The following is a 17,015-nucleotide window of genomic DNA, read 5'->3' as shown; positions in this document are numbered from 1 at the left end:
CCTCTGGAGGATTCTGCGCGAAGGGCGCAGTTCCTCACCAACGTAGCGGTCGTTTGAGGCGTTGTGGAGGATTTCTGCGGCGATGCTCAGATCCTCGCTCCGACTTAGTTTCTGGCTAGCCGAATTGAACGTGGATCTCGGAGTTTCCAGCCCGAATGACGTCGTTGTCGGCGAGCTGCCATTCGCGGACAGGGTGGCCGTTGACCAGTGTGCCGTTGGTCGATCCAAGGTCACGGAGAACGGCCGTGCTGCCGTCCCAGTGGACCTCGAAATGGCGACGCGAGACACCCGTGTCCGGAAGTCGGAAGTCGGCGTCCTGGCCGCGTCCGACGACGTTGACACCGTTCTTTAGACGGTATGCACGGTGACTGCCGTCCTCGAGGAACAGCGTGGCGGCCGCGGCCTGGGAGGTCTCGGTCGAGGGCATCGGTCGTGCTCCTGAACTCGGTGGCTGGGGCGGTGCCGAAGCCCGCGTCCGGGCGTCGGGGTTCACAACATCTGGATCAACGAGTCCGCTGGTGCGGAATTGGCCGGTGTGGAGGACTTCGGAGGCTTCGAACCTGACCTGGATGTCGCCGTACGTCTGCCAGCCCTGTTCGCGGATGTAGTCCTCGAGATGGCGGGAGAAGGCGCGTACGGTGAGCGCGCGGTCGTTGGCGAGACGTTCGTGGTCGCTCGCGTTGACGGTGATCACATAGCTGTTCGGCGCGAGCTTGTGACCGCCCTCGAGCGTCTGGACCGCGCCGGACGCCTCTTGTTTGAGTGCCGCCTCGACCTCCTGCGGCAGCACGGCACCTCGGAAAACGCGCGCAAACGCGTCGCCTACCGCGCCCTGGAGTTTGCGCTCGAATCGGTCGACGATCCCCACCTGCACTCCTTATCTTGTTGCCGACTTTGAATACTAGTCGTGTTCGTGCTCCGGATCCGGGTGTGGCTTGGCCGTGAGTTGCCTAGTCAGGGGCACGAATCGGAGATTTTTGAAAGTTCTGCTAGTGTTCTCAATCGTCGCTCGGGCGAGTGGCGGAATGGCAGACGCGCTGGCTTCAGGTGCCAGTGTCCGTAAGGACGTGGGGGTTCAAGTCCCCCCTCGCCCACCAAAAGTAGAGGTCGATCCGGATGGATCGACCTCTTTCTTTGTTTTTGGCGACGATTACCGACGAGGTCGCGGGGATCGAGGTCCTTTCGTGACCCACTGACCGGACGTGCGCACTGTGCCTCGCGACACTGAAGTGATGCGACTGTTGATCCTGAGACACGTGGGACTCGTCGGGTTGCTAGCCGTCCTTGCCGTCACACCGGGGGCCACGGCGTCGGCGGAGGAGATCGGCCAGCAGCTGGTCGTGGTGAACTCGGCCAACGCCAGTGACACGACCGCGACGTTGTCGACGTACGACAAGGTGGCCGACGGAACGTGGCAGCGCGTTCTCGGGCCGGTCAAGGCCTATGTGGGCGAGGTCGGCATGGGCGAGCCCCAAGACGGCGTGCCACGGACCCCGGTCGGAGATTTTGCCCTCGATATCGCCTTCGGACGTCTCGTCAATCCGGTGACGTCGATGCCGTACACGCAGGTCACGACACAAGACTGGTGGGACGAGAACCCGTCGTCGCCGACCTACAACACGATGGTGCACCAGTCGGCGAGCCCGGGCGGCGGCAGTGAGAACCTCTACAACAGCGGGCCGGTGTACGACTACGCGGTCAACATCGCGCACAATCCGAACCGAATTCCGGGACATACCGCAGGGATCTTCCTGCACGTGACCGATGGTTCACCCACGCTCGGCTGCGTCGCCGTCGACAAGAACTCGATGCAGAACATCCTGAAATGGCTGGACCCGGCGAAGAAACCGCGCATTCTCATCGGGGTCGGCGTAGCGCCTCCGACGGCGCCGGTTTCGACGGTTGGCCTTGCGGCCCCAGCCAGTCCGCCAGCGCCGGTCGCCGCCGACAGCGCCGCGCCAACGGGTGACCTGCTCAGCGCGATCGCCGATTCCCTGCTGTCGGGCAGCTGATTACTGGAGGTAACCCTCGACCTGATCGACCGGCCGGACCTCGGCAGCTTCCGGCAGTTGGCCGGCACTCCTGCGGGCCCGTCGTTGCCGAAGCAGGTCCCAGCACTGATCGAGCGTGCGCTCGATCTCGGCAAGCCGCTGCTGCTCCTCCGCTGGGGAGATCGACTCGGACTCGACCATGTTGCGCAGCGCATGCTCGGTCTCGACGAGGTTATGGATCCGCGCGAGGATCTCGCTTTCAGACATCGGTTTCCTCCAGTTGTCTTGCTGCCCAGCCTACGGACGCGGCTGCCGGACGCCGAGTAAAGCGGCCCCGAGGCACGCGAACGCCGCGGCGCCCGCAAACCATGGGTAGATCGCCGCCAGACCCCATTCGGTCGCTGCCCAACCGGCTGCGATCGTCGGGAAGGCCATCGCCGAGTAGGCGAGCAGGTAGTACGCCGACATCGTCTCGCCCCGGCGGTCTGCGGGCACGACGTTCGACAGGTGCCGCAACGAACCGCCGAAACTCAGTCCGAAGACACCGCCGAGAGTCGCGGAGATCGCAAAGACGAGGTACGGGTTGTGGCTGGCGAGGGCCGGAATCGTCAGCGCGAGCGCGCCCGCCATCCCGATGTCCCCGAGGAGCGCCGCCCGCCGCGCCTCGACGTCGGTGGCCAGCAGCTGTGCCATCGCGGCGGCGAAGGCCGACACCGCCACTACCGCTCCGCCGAACAGGATGTTGTGCACGCCGGTCTTCTGCGCCGCGAGGGTCGGGAACAGCGACAGCAGCACACCGAGTACCGACCAGGACGCCATCACGCCGAGCGCCGCGAACCAGAAGTCGACGCGGATCTCGGCCGGGACAGCGGGCTTGGCGATCCGGATCGGACCGGCGGTGCGCGAGGTGTGCGTCTCTTGGAGGAGCACGATGCCGACGCCGATCGCGGCGACGAGCACACCGATCACCACGAAGGGCATACGCAGCGGATATGGCGAGTATTGGGCAAGCAATGACGACGTCAGGATCGCGGCGGTGATGCCGATGTTGAAGCTGACGCCACTGAGCTGACCAGTCCGAGTACCTTGCGCCGGCTTCAGATCCATGAGTGCGGCCGCACCGGCGACGACGATCGAGCCAACCGCAGCGCCGTGAATCGCTCGAGCAATGAGCAACATCCACACATTGCTGGCGAACAAGAAGACGACTAGGCCGACGATGAGCGCGGCGGTCGCGCCGAGCAGGACGGGCCTACGGCCGACGACGTCGGAGATCTTTCCCGAAACCAGAACTGCGCCGAGTGCGGCGAACGCGTAGACCGCGAATACGACCGTGGTCGTCAGCGGCGTGAAGTGCCATTCGGACTGGTAGATGCCGTACAGCGGGGCGGGCATGCCAGAGACGCCGAGAGCGATTCCGCTGAGGGTGAGGACGAGTGCGTAGGCCCAGCGCTGTGGTTGCTGTGCGTCGGTAGCGACGTCTGTACCCGTGCCGAGTGCCACTGTCGTCATGTCGACCTGATTCCGGTAGGTTTGATGTACGTCAAACCTCACCGTACGCAAGGTTTGATATCCGTCAAACCAATAAAGGTGAGGAATTATGCCCGAGACCGTCGACGAGGTGACTCGAATCCCAGTTGGCAGGGTCCAGCAGCTGCTGCTCGCGCTGCAGGATCCGGTGCGTCTCGAGATGGTCCGCCGCCTGACAAATGCCGGTGGCGAGGCGCGATGCAGCACCCTCTATGACGGCATCAACAAATCGACTGCCGCCCACCACTTCAAGATCCTGGGCGAAGCCGGGATCACCGAGCGCGTCACGGTAGATGGAAACGTATGCCAACGGCTGCGGTCGGACGATGTCGATGCGGCGGTGCCGGGGCTGCTCGCGGCGGTCACGGCAGCGGCGAACAGTGAGACCGGTGGTCGGTAAATATCTCTGACTCAGAGGTATTATCGAGTCGTGGCAGACCCAAACTCGACGAACATTGCGATCGCAGACGAACTGGGCACGATCCTGGGCAATCTTCGCCACCACATTCGGCACCGGGCCGGAAGCCCTTTTCCGGCCGGAAGTCTCACGGGCGCGCAGATCGATGTCGTGCGCTCGGTGCGGATGTCTCCCGGTCTGTCGGTGGCCGACGTCGCAGCGGACCTCGGCGTCGCACCGAACACCGTCAGCACACTCGTCCGGCAACTCACTGAACTGGGCGTTCTCGTCCGCCACACCGATGAGCAGGACCGACGGATCGCCCGGCTCGACCTCACTCCTACCGCCCGGCAACAGCTCGAGAACTGGCGCGACCACCGGACCGCGCTGTTGTCGGAGTCGATCGCGGACCTCACGTCGGCCGAAGTCGCGTCCTTGGCGGAGGCGCTTCCGGTCCTGAGCAAGCTGACTGCGCTGCTCGGCGAGTCGGTGGGGGTACGGATATGAACGAGGCACTGTCGCTCGATGGCGTCACCTACAAGTTCGGCGACTTCACCGCGGTCGATGATCTGAGTTTCAGCGTTGAGCAGGGCGAATGCTTCGGTCTGCTCGGACCGAACGGCGCCGGGAAGACCACGACGATCCGGCTGATCAATACCCTGCTGCCCGTGCAGAAGGGTGACGTCCGAGTCTTCGGGCACGACGTTCGCCACTCCGCAATGGCGGTCCGGCGCCTGCTCGGGTACGTCCCGCAACAGCTGTCGATCGAGGGCGGTCTGACCGCGCGCGAGAACGTGACGTGGTTCGCTCGTCTCTTTGATGTCCCGAGGCGAGAACGGAAAGCCCGGGTCGATGAGGTCCTTGACATGGTCGATCTGCTCCCCGACGCGGACCGCCTGGCCTCGACGTTCTCCGGCGGCATGGTGCGACGGCTCGAGTTGGCGCAGGCCCTGGTCAATAGGCCCGCCCTCCTGGTTCTCGACGAGCCGACCGTCGGGCTCGATCCGGTCGCCCGCGACAGCGTGTGGCAACGCGTCACGGACATGCAGGAGCGCTACGGGATGACGGTCGTGCTCACCACGCACTACATGGAAGAGGCCGACCTGCTGTGTGATCGGGTCGCGTTGATGCACCGCGGATCGATGCGGGTCATCGGGGCACCGGACGACTTGAAGGCTGGAATCGGACCCGACGCGAGCCTCGAGGACGTGTTCCGTCGCTACACCGGCGACAGCCTGACCGAAGCCGAGAAGGGAGGTCTGCGCAGTGTCCGTGCCACTCGTCGCACCGCCGGCCGAATGGGCTGAGATTTCCGAACCCACGTGGGCTCGACGCGTATTGCGATTGTTCTCTCGAATCGGGACGTTCTGCCTCGTCGAACTGCAGAAACTTCGGCATGACCGCAGTGAACTTCTCACTCGCGCGATCCAGCCGGTGCTCTGGCTGGTGGTCTTTGGCAAGACGTTCAGCCAGATCCGGGCGATCCCGAGTGACGGGGTGCCTTACATCGACTATCTGGCGCCCGGGATCATCGCCCAATCGGCGCTGTTCGTCTCGATCTTCTACGGAATCATGATCATCTGGGAGCGCGACTCTGGCGTGCTCACGAAGCTTCTCGTCACGCCGACGCCCCGAACCGCTCTCGTCGCGGGCAAGGCCTTCGCAGCGGGTGTCCGCGCGATCGCCCAAGCCTTCATCGTCATTCTCGTCGCCGCACTGCTGGGTGTGGGCATGACATGGAACCCGCTGCGACTGCTGGGAGTCGTCGTTGTCGTGCTGCTCGGCGCGGCATTCTTTGCGTGCTTATCCGTGACGATCGCGGGGATCGTGCTCAAACGCGACCGGCTGATGGGTATCGGGCAGGCAATCACCATGCCCCTGTTCTTCGCGTCGAACGCGCTGTACCCGATCGATTTCATGCCGCGTTGGCTGCAGATCATCAGTCATGGCAACCCGCTGAGTTACGAGGTCAGCGCCTTGCGCGGACTGTTGCTCGGCCTGCCGACGAACTACTGGCTCGATTTCGCCGTGCTCGGCGGCTCGGCGATCGCCGGAATCGTGGCGGCGGCGGCCTTGCTGGGCCGACTCTCGCGCTGACCTTCCTGGCATCATCGACTCATGCGCGAAGGCGGAACATCCGAGAAGCCGGCGATCTTCTTCGATGATGCCCAGGACTTCCGGGCCTGGCTCGAGGCAAATCACGAATCTGCGCCCGAGCTGTGGATGGGCTTCAACAAGAAGCACGTCGTGCCCCGCGGCCTGAGCTGGGAAGAGGCGGTGCCGGAGGCGTTGTGCTTCGGGTGGATCGACTCGCTCGTCCAGAGCATCGACGAGAACACCCGCCGTCAACGCTGGACCCCACGCCGCCCCACCAGCGTCTGGAGCCAGATCAACATCGACCTCGTGGCCGAACTGACCGCCGCTGGCCGGATGCGACCTGCGGGAATCGCCGCGTTCGAGCGGCGAAAGGCACACAAGTCCGGGATCTACTCGTATGAGAACGGTGAGCGCGAGCTGCCTCCGGAGTACGAACAACTCTTGAAGGGCAACGTCCGCGCGTGGACGTTCTGGCAGGCCGCCACCGCGTCGTATCAAAAGCAGATGAAGAGCTGGGTCATGTCCGCGAAGCAGCAGGCGACGCGGGACAAGCGCATCGCCGAATTGGTCGCGGAGAGTGCCGCTGGGCAGCTGGTCAAGTACGTGCGCTACGGCAAAGAACCCGCCTGGGTCGCGAAAGTCCGCGCCGAGCTCGGTTAAGTCGGGAACTGCTGCGCTGAGACGTGTTCTTGCGCAATGCGTCGTAGCGATGCGAAGAGAACGTCGCCCAGTGCGGTGCCGAGAAGCACGCCTTCGACCTGGTTGACCAACCCTTTTCGAGCGGCGATGGCGGCGATGTCGGCACGCGCGACGATCTCCGCCGCCTCGGCGTAGGCATCGAGGACCGAGGTGATGTCATCCGCACCGAGTTCGTCGTAGCTGCGGAGAACGCTCGCTGCCGCCTGCCAAGCCGGATTGTCCTCGGTGTCAGTCCAATTCCGTTGGACAGCAAGTCGTTCGAGACGTTCGGGAAGCGGCCCCTCGGCCCGCAGGCCCGCTTTCGGCATCACGCCGCGTTGGGCAACACCGAACACCGAGTGAGCGTTCACCTCGGGATCGTCGATCGCGGCGAGCACGTCTCGAACGTCCGCGATGGGTGTCTGCGCGACGCCGACCATGGCCCGAATCAGTCGAAGCCGCTTGACGTGGTGCTCGTGGTACTCGGCCTGGTTCGACTGGGTGCGATCGCCGGCCGTGAGGAGGCCTTCGCGGAGATAGAACTTGATTGTCGCGACCGGCACCCCGGATTCACGCGATAGCTCCGCCATCTTCATCAAATACCCCCTTGACCTACGAATAGATAGTACTACTATCCGTTATAGATAGTGGAACTATCCGTTTTGGAGTCAGTCATGAAATCCATCTGGTCCGCTCACCGTCCGCTCGTCACCTTCGCCGCAGCCATGGCTGTTCTCGTCGTCGTGTCCGTCATCGGCCTGCTGGTCGACGACCGATCACTCGTCGGCGCACCACTATGGGCGAAGCCCTTCAAGTTCGCGCTTTCCTTCACGATCTACGGAGTCACCTGGGCGTGGCTGCTGTCCCTGCAAACGCGCTGGCAGCGGCTCGGTTGGTGGCTGGGCACTGTCATCACGACCGCCGGCGTCATCGAAATGATCGTCATCGTCGGACAGCAGGTCCGCTTGCACCGCAGCCATTTCAACGTGGCGACCCCGTTGGACGCCGCGCTCTGGAGCACCATGGGTGCGACGATCGGGGTCTTGTTCGTCGCCAACGTCGTGTGGACAGTGCTTTTGTGGCGTCAACCGCTACTCGAGGCCGCGACATCGCTCGCTCTTCGCCTCGGCGCGACAATCTCCCTTGCCGGGCTGGCAGTCGCGTTTCCCATGACCTCGCCGACTGCAGCTCAACTCGAGGAAGCCAAAGGCGGCGCGGCGACGATCATGGGTGCCCACAGCGTCGGCGTCGAAGACGGCGGTCCGGGACTGCCGCTGCTCGGCTGGTCCACGACGGGCGGTGACCTTCGGATCCCGCACTTCGTCGGAATGCACGCGCTGCAGATCGTGCCGTTGGCGTGCCTGGCCGGGTTCGCGTTGCTGAGCCGGTTCGGAATCACTCGCGCGTTCAGCAAGATGCTGCTGGTGTGGTCGGTCGCCGTCGGCTACTTCGGGTTGCTGAGCGTTCTCACCGTCCAGGCCCTGCGTGGTCAGCCCGTCGTACGACCCGATGTCATGACCCTGGGTCAGCTCGGCATCGTCGTCGCGATCGTCCTGGTCGGACTCACGACCGCCGTGGTCACGGGTTACCCGACGAGGGTCAGTTCACCTTCTTCTGCTGGCCAGCCCAGAACGGCTCCCGCAGTTTGAACTTCTGGAGCTTTCCGGTGGCGGTTCGGGCGAGCTCGTCGCGGAACTCGATCCGGCGGGGAAGCTTGTACCCCGCCAGCCGAGTCCGGCAGTACGCGACGATCTCTTCCGCGGTGATTCCGGAGCCGTCCGTGACGACGAGTGCGGTGACCAGCTCACCCCACTTCTCGTCGGGAACCCCGATGACGGCGGCCTCGCGGATGGAACTGTGACTCAGTAGCGCGTCTTCGACCTCGATCGACGAGACGTTCTCGCCGCCCGAGATGATGACGTCCTTCTTGCGGTCCGAGATGACGACATAGCCCTCGTCATCGATCTGGCCGCCGTCACCGGTGTGGAACCAGCCGCCGTCGAGAGCCTGGGCGGTGGCATCGGGCTGCTGCCAGTAGCCCCCGAGGATGTGGTTCGACTGCGCGAGGATCTCGCCGCTCTCGTCGGTCTTCAGCTTGACACCGATCGCCGCCACGCCAGCGCGACCGAGTCGACGTGCGCGTTCGTTCGGTGTGAGCTCGTCCCACTCGGACCTCGTGCGGTTGACCGTAAGCAGGGGTGCGGTCTCGGTCAGGCCGTAGATCTGGATGAACTCCCAGCCGAGCTCGGTTTCGACGCGTTCGATGGTCCGGGTCGGCGGAGGTGCGCCCGCGACGACGACGCGCACGCGGTCCCGACCCGGGATCGGTCCGTCCCACGTCGCGGCGGCATCGAGCACCGCATTGACGACCGCCGGCGCACCACACATCAGCGTCACTCCGTGCTCGTCAACTCGGCGCAGGATCTCGGCGCCGTCGACCTGCCGAAGCACGATCTGCTTCGTGCCGAATCCGGTGTTGACGTAGGGCATGCCCCAGCCGTTGCAGTGGAACATCGGCAGCGTGTGAAGAAGCACGTCCCGGTCCGTGACCGACGTGTGCAGCCCGAAGGTCACGGCGTTGAGCCACACGTTGCGATGCGTGAGTTCGACGCCCTTCGGCCGAGCGGTGGTGCCGGACGTGTAGTTGATCGTCGCGGTCGAGTTCTCATCGCGGTCGGTCCACTCCCGTGGGGCGACCGAATAGTCGTACAGGTCGTCATCGTTACCCAAGACGAACTTGTGGGTGACGTCGAGACCTTCGAGGATCTGGCTCACCGCCGGGTCGGCATAGACGATGTCCGCACCGCAGTGCTCGACGATGTACGCGATCTCGTGCTCGGTGAGCCGGAAATTGATCGGCACCAGAACTCGGCCGTACCCGGAGACACCGAAGAACGACGTCAGCAGGCGGGCCGAGTTCTGTGAAATGACCGCCACGCGCGCACCCCGTTCGATCCCGAGGGAGTCGAGTTTGGCGGCCTGCGCGCGGGCGTTCTTCGCCATTTGCCCATACGTGATCGAGCCCAGGGAAGGCGCGGGCTGATCCGGCTCGTCCACGAAGGCGATTCGGTCGGGGTAAACCAATTCGGCGCGATCGATGAAGTCGCGAGCGGTGAGTGGCACGAGCATGCGTTGAACCTACCTTCCGAATCGGCCGCTGAGAATGGTTGTCGCTGGGTCAGTTTCGCGTGACAAATCCGTGACCCAGGGTTATGTCCCAGGGGTCAAATCGGCGAGAGTCACCCCACTGAACTGCAGGAATGCGCTTCTGGGTAGTTGACCTTGGCCCTCCCGTCCCGGGGCCAGCCGGTAACGAGAAGGCGCTGACTCAGGGTCGTGACCCACCGGAGACGTCGCGGCCAACGGACCTGACAGGCGCGCCATCGACATATCTTGATGGCACGGCTGTCAAGTCGATCCTGCGCGGAAGACCTCAGAAGAACCCGAGCGCGTTCGGCGAGTAGCTGACGAGCAGGTTCTTCGTCTGCTGGTAATGGTCGAGCATCATCCGGTGGTTTTCCCGGCCGATTCCGGACTGCTTGTACCCGCCGAAGGCGGCGTGGGCCGGGTACTGGTGGTAGCAGTTCGTCCACACGCGGCCAGCCTGAATGTCGCGACCGGCACGGTAGGCCGTGTTCGTGTCCCGCGACCACACGCCCGCGCCGAGTCCGTACAAGGTGTCGTTCGCGATCGAGATCGCTTCGGCGTAGTCCTCGAAACCGGTGACCGACACGACCGGACCGAAGATCTCCTCCTGGAAGATCCGCATCTTGTTGTTGCCCTGGAAGATCGTGGGCGCCACGTAGTAGCCGCCGGAAAGGTCGCCGCCGAGGTCGACGCGCTCGCCACCGGTGATGATCCGAGCACCCTCTTTCACTCCGATGTCGATGTAGCTGAGGATCTTCTCGAGCTGGTCGCCGCTGGCCTGAGCGCCGATCATGGTTTCGGTGTCGAGGGGATTGCCCTGCTTGATCTGCTTGACCCGGTCGGTCGCGGCGGGCAGAAACTCGTCGATGATCGAGTTCTGGATCAGAGCGCGGCTCGGGCACGTGCACACTTCGCCCTGGTTGAGAGCGAACATCGAGAAGCCTTCGAGGCACTTGTCGTAGAACGCGTCCTGCTGACGCGTCACGTCGTCGAAGAAGATGTTCGGGCTCTTACCGCCGAGTTCGAGGGTCACCGGGATGAGGTTCTGGCTCGCGTTCTGCATGATCAGCCGGCCCGTCGAGGTTTCGCCGGTGAATGCGATCTTGCGGATGCGGTTGCTCGAGGCGAGGGGCGCGCCGGCTTCGACGCCGAAGCCGTTGACGACGTTGACAACGCCCGGCGGCAGGAGGTCGGCGATGAGTTCGATGAACAGCAGAATCGATGCTGGGGTCTGCTCGGCCGGTTTGAGAACGACGCTGTTCCCGGCGGCCAGAGCAGGCGCCAGCTTCCAGACCGCCATGAGCAGCGGGAAGTTCCACGGGATGATCTGGCCGACAACACCGAGCGGCTCGTGGAAGTGGTAGGCGACGGTGTCTTCGTCGAGCTGCGAGATACCGCCTTCCTGGGCGCGGATCGCGCCGGCGAAGTACCGGAAGTGGTCGACCGCGAGCGGGAGGTCCGCGGCGAGCGTCTCCCGGACCGGCTTTCCGTTGTCCCAGGTCTCGCCGACGGCGAGCATCTCGAGGTTCGCTTCCATGCGGTCGGCGATCTGGTTGAGGACGACGGCCCGTTCGGCGACTGACGTCTTTCCCCAGGCCGGGGCAGCCGAGTGAGCCGCGTCGAGAGCGAGTTCGATGTCTTCGGCGGTGCTTCGGGCGACCTCGCAGAACGGCTTGCCATTGACCGGCGAGGTGTTCTCGAAATACCGGCCCTTGACCGGTGCCACCCACTGCCCGCCGATCCAGTTGTCGTAGCGGGCTTTGTACGAAACGACGCTGCCGTCAGCTCCGGGTGCTGCATAAACAGTCATTGCGACTCCTCGCTTTGTGCTCGTCAGGGAGCAGAAATTTCCAGGCGAGAGTGACGGTAGTCACAGCGACGTTGCATCAACGTTGCAGCGTAAGGGGCTCAGCCGAGCCTGTCGTCGAGGAAGTTCAGATGCGCCTGAGCTGCGGTTCGACGCGGCGATCCGGCGGGGAGGATCTGCAACGCGTGCGTCCACATCTCGTAGTCGTCGCGCCCATGCGCGGTGTCGGCGAACGCCAACACGGCGTCGGCGTCCCGACTCGACAGCAGACTCGTGCGGACCAGCGTGTGGAGTTCCATGCGGAGCTCTTCGACGCCCGGGGCGATCGACTGCGGCAGCACCGGGCCCGGATAGGCCGAGACCGCCTGGCGTAGCCGACCGGCCCGGACATGCGTCTTCACCTCAGCGATGTCAGTGCGCAGACTTGCCGGCACCCGGTACGGGCGGGACTGCAGTTCCAGCGGTCGGATGGCGGACCGCAGACGAGACAGTTCGGCCCGGACGGTGACCTCTGCCTGCTCGTCATCGCTCAGGGCGACCGCCAGTTCGGCGGCCGACAGGCCGATCGTCGATTGCGTGAGAAGCACCAGAATCTCGCTGTGTCGGATGCTCAATTGCGTGGTCGTTGCGCCAAATCGGAGGGTTGCCCCGAGCTTTCCGAGCACGCTCAGGTGGCCGGCGGACGGTTGCGCAGAGGGGGTGGAGGGCGGCGCGATGCGTTGCAGGCGCATCTCCGCCTCGGCCGCCGCGACCGTGGCCCGGACGAGGGCAAGACTCTGCACTCCGACGGCGTCCGGACCGCCGGTCAGGTCGAGCATGCCAAGTACGGAGCCGTTCTCGGGATCGTGGATCGGTACTGCAGTACAACTCCAGGGCATGACGATCCGCGAAAGATGCTCTGGCCCATGAATTTGCACCGGTCGATCGAGCGCGAGCGAGGTCCCCGGTGCGTTGGTGCCGGCGGATGCCTCGCTCCAATCGGCACCGGGCACGAAGTGGATGTCCTCGGCGCGCGTACGCATCCGTGGCGAACCTTCCACCCAGAGCAGCTGTCCAGCGGCATCGCTCACCGCAACAAGCAACCCCGCTTCGGCGGCCGAGTCCACGAGAAGCCGGCGAACGACGGGCATCGCCACCGCGAGGGGGTGAGCGGTGCGGATCGCTTCGAGTGAATCGGACGGAAGATGAATCGTCGCCAGTGCATTTTCGGGGTCGATTCCGCTGTTGATACTGCGCGTCCAGGAATCCCGGACGAGATCTCGCACGACTCGATCGGGGCGGCCCGAGGCGACGAATGCCTCGCGCGCGCGGTTGAGCGCGCGCATCCACTGAAGGGATTGCGCACGGGGCGGCAAGGGAAATTCACCGTCGGCTCCCACACCGCCACTGTAGGCGCAGGTCGGTCGGTGTTGCTGCAGGGTGTCATTCGAACGAAGGAATGATTAAAAACAGAACAATCCGACCGCGTGTCGTGCTGGTTTCCGTGGAAACCTGAGATTACGATCAGATCACGCCGACCGCAGCTTGATGTTTTCGCTGCGGTCGGTAGTTAATTGTCGGGGTATTGCCACTTTGACATTCGAAATCTGGGTACCGATTAATTCGATACCCAGATTCCGGCCAAACAATCACCGCGCGAGGGCAGGTTCCCTCGTACGCAGGTCCGATGCGGCGTGGTCGTTGCTCATCGTCAATTCATCGAATGGCAGATCACCGTCGAGAACGGCGTCGACGCGGCGCTTGTCGATGGTCTTCGTCCAGGCCCCCACCAAAACGGTGGCAACTGCATTTCCGGAGAAATTCGTTACCGCACGTGCCTCGGACATGAATCGATCGATTCCGACAATCAATCCGACGCCGTCGAGAAGTTCCGGACGGTGGCTCTGGAGACCGCCGGCCAGGGTTGCGAGACCGGCACCGGTCACTCCCGCGGCGCCCTTCGAGGCGACCATCATGAACACCAGCAGACCGATCTGCTCGCCGATGTGAAGCGGCTTGCCCATCGCGTCGGCGATGAAAAGGGACGCCATCGTCAGGTAGATCGCGGTGCCGTCGAGGTTGAACGAGTAGCCCGTCGGCACGACGACACCCACGGTGCTGCGCTCGACGCCCAGGTGCTCCATCTTCGCGATCAGGCGCGGAAGTGCCGATTCGGACGACGACGTGGAGAAGATCAGCAGGTACTCCCGGGCCAGGTAGCGCACGAGTTTGAAGATCGAGACACCGGCGACGACCCGAAGAACCGTGCCCAAGACGCCGAAGACAAAGATCACGCAGGTGATGTAGAAGCCGAGCATCAGCGTCAGGAGCTGTGTCACTGCGGCCCAGCCGGTCTGGCCGACGACGTTGGCGATAGCGCCGAACGCACCGATCGGTGCGAGCCACAGGATCATGGTGAGGATGCGGAAGACGAGCTTCTGCAGGTGTTGGACACCGTTGAGGATCGGCTCGCCCGCCGTTCCCATGGCCTGCAACGCGAAGCCAACGAGGAGCGCGACGAGCAGGGCTTGCAGCACGCTGCCTGCGGTCAGCGACGAGAACAGCGACGTCGGGATGATGTTCTGCACGAAGTCCATCAGTCCGCCGGCCTCATGGGCCTTGGCGGCGAGCTCGGTACCCTTCCCGGCGGCACTCGCACTCAGGTGCAGTCCGGTGCCGGGGCTCAGCAGGTTGCCGACGACGAGACCGATGCCGAGTGCAAACGTCGACATGACCAGGAAGTACCCGAAGGCCATCCCGCCGACCTTGCCGACCGTGGCCGCCTTTCGGACCGAGCCGATGCCGAGCACGATCGTGCAGAAGATGACCGGCGCAATCATCATCTTGATGAGGTCGACGAACATCGAGCCGAGGACGCCGACGCTCTTGCCGGCACTAGGTGCGATGAGGCCGAGAGCGGCACCCCCGACGACGCCGATGATGACCGCGATGTAGAGCCAGTGGGTGCGGTCACGGTGAGGCCGTACTTCGGAGGCGGTGGTGCGTGACAAGTTGGCGCTCATGACCGCATTCCTTTCGATTTGATCGAGAACTGCTATGAAGGAAATGTTCCCGTTAAGCGTGATGTAGATCACGCTTAAGTTCATTTCGTTCACCTGCCGCTTTCGGAGGCGCGAATGCGCGTGTCGTGGCCCCGGTCTTTGGCCGGTCAGGCGATTGCGTTGCAGGTCATCGTGATCACGTTCGTCGTCGCGCTCGGATCGACGCTGGCGGTCCTCGATGCCCGCCGCGACGCCGAGGAATCTGCTCGGCAACAGGTGCTCGGAGTCGCGATCGCACTCGCCGACGCACCCTCGACGGCATCGGCGATCGAATCCGGTCAGGCGACAGTGGGGCTTCAACCCGTGACGGAGAAGGTCCGCACGAGCACCGACATCGCGTTCATCACGATCATGGGGCCCAACGGAATTCGGTTCACACACACCGACCCGTCCGAGATCGGCAAGCATTACCTCGGAACGATCGAACCCGCTCTTCGCGGAGAGACCTTCACCGAGATCTACACCGGAACGCTCGGCGAATCAGTGCGCGCGGTCGCACCTGTCCGGAACGCCGACGGCACGATCGTGGGATTGGTGTCAGCGGGGGTGACCCTGCGGACTCTCGCCGAGCGGTGGGAGTCCCAGGTTCCGACGATCGCGCTGGTGGGGGCGGTCGCGCTCGCCGTGTCCCTCGTCGGCACGCTTCTCATCCGGCGGCGCTTGCTGAGGCAGACTCGTGGCCTCGCCCCCGACGAGTTGCGGATCATGTACGACCATCACGACGCGATTCTGCACTCGGTCTCCGAGGGGCTCATCGTGCTCGATCATGACCGCGTGGTCGTGGTCAACGATGAGGGCCGGCGCCTTCTCGGATTGGTTGAGGGTCCCGTCCGCCGGAACGAGCTACCGGAGTTTCTGCAGGCCACTGGTTCGGGTGCGCGCGACGAGGTTCGCATTACCGACGATCGGGTGCTCGTCGTGAACCGATCGCAGGTCCCGGGCTCGGATTCGGAAGTCATCACCATTCGTGATCGCACGGAACTGCAGGGCGCCCTCGGCGAGATCGGGGCCTTGAAGTCGTTGACCGACTCATTGCGTGCGCAAGCACACGAGGCGGCGAACAAGTTGCACACCGTCATCACGATGGTCGAGATGGGCCGGGCTGACGACGCCGTCGAATTCGCGACGGACGAGCTGGCGATGTCACAAGGACTCGTTGACCGGCTGTCGAACGCCGTGGGGGAGCCGGCACTCGTGGCCCTGTTGCTCGGCAAGTCCGCGCAGGCCGCGGAGCGCGGAATCAGTCTGACGATCACCGAAGACACGTCGATCCCTGCGGCGACTGACGCCTTGCCGCTGTCGCCCGCGGAGATCGTGACGGTGGTCGGCAATCTCCTCGACAACGCGATGGACGCGTGTGACCGGGATGATCCGTGGGTCGAGGTGACGGTGAAGTTCGAGGACCGCACTTTGGTCCTCTGCGTCGCCGACAGCGGCCCCGGAATGGACGAAGAAACGTTTGCCCAGGCGATGCAACGGGGGTACTCCACAAAAGTGGATGGCGGCCATCACGGACTCGGCCTCGCGCTGGTGGCGCAGGTCGTGCGTCGGCATGGCGGCTCGCTGACCGCCGACGTAACGTACGGCTCGGTCGTGACCGCGACCGTGAGCACCCAATGATCGAAGTGCTCATCGTCGAGGACGATCCGATGATCGCGGAGGCCCACCGCGTCTACGTCGGCCGGATCGACGGATTCCGGGTGGCCGCAGTCGCCCACACCGCGCGGGACGCGATGCGGGCGGCTTCGCAGGCGGAACAGCCAATTGACCTGGTGTTACTTGATCTCGGCCTGCCCGATGCCAGCGGGATCTCCCTCGCGTCGGCGCTCCGTGGGCTCCGGCCCGCGCCCGACATCATCGCGATCACCTCGGAGCGCGATCTTCAGATGGTGCGATCGGCGGTGTCGCACGGTGCGCTCGCCTATCTCCTCAAACCGTTCACGTTCGCCGCGTTCCGCGATCGCATGGAGCGGTATCGCCTGTATCGCGCAGCCCTGCCCGAAGGAACCGCGGCCGCGAGCCAGGCCGAAGTGGATCGCGCCCTTGCCGAACTGCGGACCAGTACGGAACGAAATGTGACGGCGAAGGGCCAGTCAGCAGGAACGAACGACGACATCGCGCGGGCGATCCGCGACAGTCCCGGCGGGGCCACTGCCGACGAGATCGCTGCGCAAGTCGGAGTTTCGCGGGTGACCGCGTGGCGATATCTCGAACGGCTGGCTGACGAAGGCACGGTCAAACGTCACACTGATTACGGAAAGGCTGGAAGGCCTAAGACGCGATATCGGTGGCGCGAGAAATAGCTGAACCTTCATCGCTATTCGGCC

17 protein-coding genes and 1 tRNA gene are annotated in these 17,015 nt (G+C 64.3%); 10 read left to right on the top strand and 8 right to left on the bottom strand.

Translation table 11 applies throughout. The features are described from left to right. Positions 1 to 115 precede the first annotated feature (115 nt). The gene (locus F600_RS0107460; RefSeq protein ID WP_026306277.1) at positions 116 to 868 is read right to left on the bottom strand and encodes an FHA domain-containing protein; all 753 of its coding nucleotides are present in this window, start codon (positions 866 to 868) and stop codon (positions 116 to 118) included. A 143-nt stretch (positions 869 to 1,011) separates the two neighbouring features. On the opposite strand from F600_RS0107460, the gene F600_RS0107455 reads away from it, so the two are divergent. Together F600_RS0107455 and F600_RS0107450 are read left to right on the top strand one after the other, a co-directional pair. After that, positions 1,012 to 1,097, top strand: a tRNA-Leu gene (locus F600_RS0107455). A 135-nt stretch (positions 1,098 to 1,232) separates the two neighbouring features. Then, the gene (locus F600_RS0107450) at positions 1,233 to 2,012 is read left to right on the top strand and encodes a L,D-transpeptidase family protein (protein WP_174523547.1); all 780 of its coding nucleotides are present in this window, start codon (positions 1,233 to 1,235) and stop codon (positions 2,010 to 2,012) included. Here F600_RS0107450 and F600_RS0107445 read toward each other — a convergent pair whose 3' ends face one another. Further along, positions 2,013 to 2,258, bottom strand: coding sequence for a DUF2630 family protein (locus F600_RS0107445; protein WP_018159973.1), 246 nt, complete (start codon positions 2,256 to 2,258; stop codon positions 2,013 to 2,015). A 30-nt stretch (positions 2,259 to 2,288) separates the two neighbouring features. Then, the gene (locus F600_RS0107440) at positions 2,289 to 3,503 is read right to left on the bottom strand and encodes an MFS transporter (protein WP_018159972.1); all 1,215 of its coding nucleotides are present in this window, start codon (positions 3,501 to 3,503) and stop codon (positions 2,289 to 2,291) included. A gap of 88 nt (positions 3,504 to 3,591) precedes the next feature. Between F600_RS0107440 and F600_RS0107435 the strand changes: the two genes are divergently transcribed. From F600_RS0107435 to F600_RS0107415, 5 genes are read left to right on the top strand one after another with little or no spacing between them, the layout of a single operon-like run. After that, on the top strand, positions 3,592 to 3,921 hold the full coding sequence (locus tag F600_RS0107435) for an ArsR/SmtB family transcription factor (protein ID WP_018159971.1): 330 nt from the start codon (positions 3,592 to 3,594) through the stop codon (positions 3,919 to 3,921). Between the two features lie 30 nt (positions 3,922 to 3,951). Continuing rightward, positions 3,952 to 4,425, top strand: a complete 474-nt coding sequence (locus F600_RS0107430; RefSeq protein WP_018159970.1) for a MarR family winged helix-turn-helix transcriptional regulator — start codon at positions 3,952 to 3,954, stop codon at positions 4,423 to 4,425. Then, complete coding sequence (locus tag F600_RS0107425) at positions 4,422 to 5,225, top strand: ABC transporter ATP-binding protein (RefSeq protein WP_018159969.1); 804 nt, start codon at positions 4,422 to 4,424, stop codon at positions 5,223 to 5,225. Before F600_RS0107430 ends, F600_RS0107425 begins: the two co-directional genes overlap by 4 nt. Next, the gene (locus tag F600_RS0107420) at positions 5,185 to 6,015 is read left to right on the top strand and encodes an ABC transporter permease (RefSeq protein WP_026306276.1); all 831 of its coding nucleotides are present in this window, start codon (positions 5,185 to 5,187) and stop codon (positions 6,013 to 6,015) included. The genes F600_RS0107425 and F600_RS0107420 overlap by 41 nt, the downstream gene beginning before the upstream one ends. A gap of 21 nt (positions 6,016 to 6,036) precedes the next feature. Continuing rightward, positions 6,037 to 6,675, top strand: a complete 639-nt coding sequence (locus F600_RS0107415) for a YdeI/OmpD-associated family protein (protein ID WP_018159967.1) — start codon at positions 6,037 to 6,039, stop codon at positions 6,673 to 6,675. Here F600_RS0107415 and F600_RS0107410 read toward each other — a convergent pair. Beyond that, positions 6,672 to 7,289: a MerR family transcriptional regulator gene (locus tag F600_RS0107410; protein ID WP_018159966.1), complete on the bottom strand. Its 618-nt coding sequence runs from the start codon at positions 7,287 to 7,289 to the stop codon at positions 6,672 to 6,674. The two genes, F600_RS0107415 and F600_RS0107410, sit on opposite strands and share 4 nt — an antisense overlap. A gap of 78 nt (positions 7,290 to 7,367) precedes the next feature. Here F600_RS0107410 and F600_RS0107405 point away from each other — a divergent pair, with 78 nt between their 5' ends. Continuing rightward, on the top strand, positions 7,368 to 8,342 hold the full coding sequence (locus F600_RS0107405; RefSeq protein WP_018159965.1) for a hypothetical protein: 975 nt from the start codon (positions 7,368 to 7,370) through the stop codon (positions 8,340 to 8,342). Here F600_RS0107405 and F600_RS0107400 read toward each other — a convergent pair. The 4 genes from F600_RS0107400 to F600_RS0107385 all read right to left on the bottom strand — a co-directional run bounded on the left by F600_RS0107400 (position 8,293) and on the right by F600_RS0107385 (position 14,649). After that, a complete protein-coding gene (locus F600_RS0107400; protein ID WP_018159964.1) occupies positions 8,293 to 9,822 on the bottom strand; it encodes an AMP-binding protein in 1,530 nt (509 codons plus the stop codon). The genes F600_RS0107405 and F600_RS0107400 overlap by 50 nt on opposite strands. Before the next feature lie 304 nt (positions 9,823 to 10,126). Further along, positions 10,127 to 11,650, bottom strand: coding sequence for an aldehyde dehydrogenase (gene adh, locus F600_RS0107395; protein WP_018159963.1), 1,524 nt, complete (start codon positions 11,648 to 11,650; stop codon positions 10,127 to 10,129). Between the two features lie 98 nt (positions 11,651 to 11,748). Then, positions 11,749 to 12,972 (bottom strand): sigma-54-dependent transcriptional regulator family protein, encoded by a 1,224-nt coding sequence (locus tag F600_RS0107390; protein WP_026306275.1) that lies wholly within the window; start codon positions 12,970 to 12,972, stop codon positions 11,749 to 11,751. A 303-nt stretch (positions 12,973 to 13,275) separates the two neighbouring features. After that, positions 13,276 to 14,649 (bottom strand): C4-dicarboxylate transporter DctA, encoded by a 1,374-nt coding sequence (locus F600_RS0107385; protein ID WP_018159961.1) that lies wholly within the window; start codon positions 14,647 to 14,649, stop codon positions 13,276 to 13,278. Between the two features lie 114 nt (positions 14,650 to 14,763). Between F600_RS0107385 and F600_RS0107380 the strand changes: the two genes are divergently transcribed. Next, positions 14,764 to 16,308, top strand: a complete 1,545-nt coding sequence (locus F600_RS0107380) for a sensor histidine kinase (protein ID WP_026306274.1) — start codon at positions 14,764 to 14,766, stop codon at positions 16,306 to 16,308. Beyond that, complete coding sequence (locus tag F600_RS0107375; protein ID WP_018159959.1) at positions 16,305 to 16,991, top strand: response regulator; 687 nt, start codon at positions 16,305 to 16,307, stop codon at positions 16,989 to 16,991. Before F600_RS0107380 ends, F600_RS0107375 begins: the two co-directional genes overlap by 4 nt. The last annotated feature ends 24 nt before the right edge of the window (positions 16,992 to 17,015 follow it).

Source organism: Smaragdicoccus niigatensis DSM 44881 = NBRC 103563 (genome assembly GCF_000380645.1).
GTDB lineage: Bacteria > Actinomycetota > Actinomycetes > Mycobacteriales > Mycobacteriaceae > Smaragdicoccus > Smaragdicoccus niigatensis.
The sequence above is the reverse complement of the archived record's forward strand: the minus strand, read 5'-3'. Positions and strand labels throughout refer to the sequence as shown.

Excerpts from the sequence above, each read along its gene's own strand:
- F600_RS0107450 (WP_174523547.1), top strand. The coding sequence starts at position 1,233 with ATGCGACTGTTGATCCTGAGACACGTGGGACTCGTCGGGTTGCTAGCC.
- F600_RS0107445 (WP_018159973.1), bottom strand. The coding sequence starts at position 2,258 with ATGTCTGAAAGCGAGATCCTCGCGCGGATCCATAACCTCGTCGAGACC.
- F600_RS0107440 (WP_018159972.1), bottom strand. The coding sequence starts at position 3,503 with ATGACGACAGTGGCACTCGGCACGGGTACAGACGTCGCTACCGACGCA.
- F600_RS0107435 (WP_018159971.1), top strand. The coding sequence starts at position 3,592 with ATGCCCGAGACCGTCGACGAGGTGACTCGAATCCCAGTTGGCAGGGTC.
- F600_RS0107425 (WP_018159969.1), top strand. The coding sequence starts at position 4,422 with ATGAACGAGGCACTGTCGCTCGATGGCGTCACCTACAAGTTCGGCGAC.
- F600_RS0107415 (WP_018159967.1), top strand. The coding sequence starts at position 6,037 with ATGCGCGAAGGCGGAACATCCGAGAAGCCGGCGATCTTCTTCGATGAT.
- F600_RS0107410 (WP_018159966.1), bottom strand. The coding sequence starts at position 7,289 with ATGAAGATGGCGGAGCTATCGCGTGAATCCGGGGTGCCGGTCGCGACA.
- F600_RS0107405 (WP_018159965.1), top strand. The coding sequence starts at position 7,368 with ATGAAATCCATCTGGTCCGCTCACCGTCCGCTCGTCACCTTCGCCGCA.
- F600_RS0107400 (WP_018159964.1), bottom strand. The coding sequence starts at position 9,822 with ATGCTCGTGCCACTCACCGCTCGCGACTTCATCGATCGCGCCGAATTG.
- adh (WP_018159963.1), bottom strand. The coding sequence starts at position 11,650 with ATGACTGTTTATGCAGCACCCGGAGCTGACGGCAGCGTCGTTTCGTAC.
- F600_RS0107390 (WP_026306275.1), bottom strand. The coding sequence starts at position 12,972 with ATGCGCGCGCTCAACCGCGCGCGCGAGGCATTCGTCGCCTCGGGCCGC.
- F600_RS0107385 (WP_018159961.1), bottom strand. The coding sequence starts at position 14,649 with ATGAGCGCCAACTTGTCACGCACCACCGCCTCCGAAGTACGGCCTCAC.
- F600_RS0107380 (WP_026306274.1), top strand. The coding sequence starts at position 14,764 with ATGCGCGTGTCGTGGCCCCGGTCTTTGGCCGGTCAGGCGATTGCGTTG.
- F600_RS0107375 (WP_018159959.1), top strand. The coding sequence starts at position 16,305 with ATGATCGAAGTGCTCATCGTCGAGGACGATCCGATGATCGCGGAGGCC.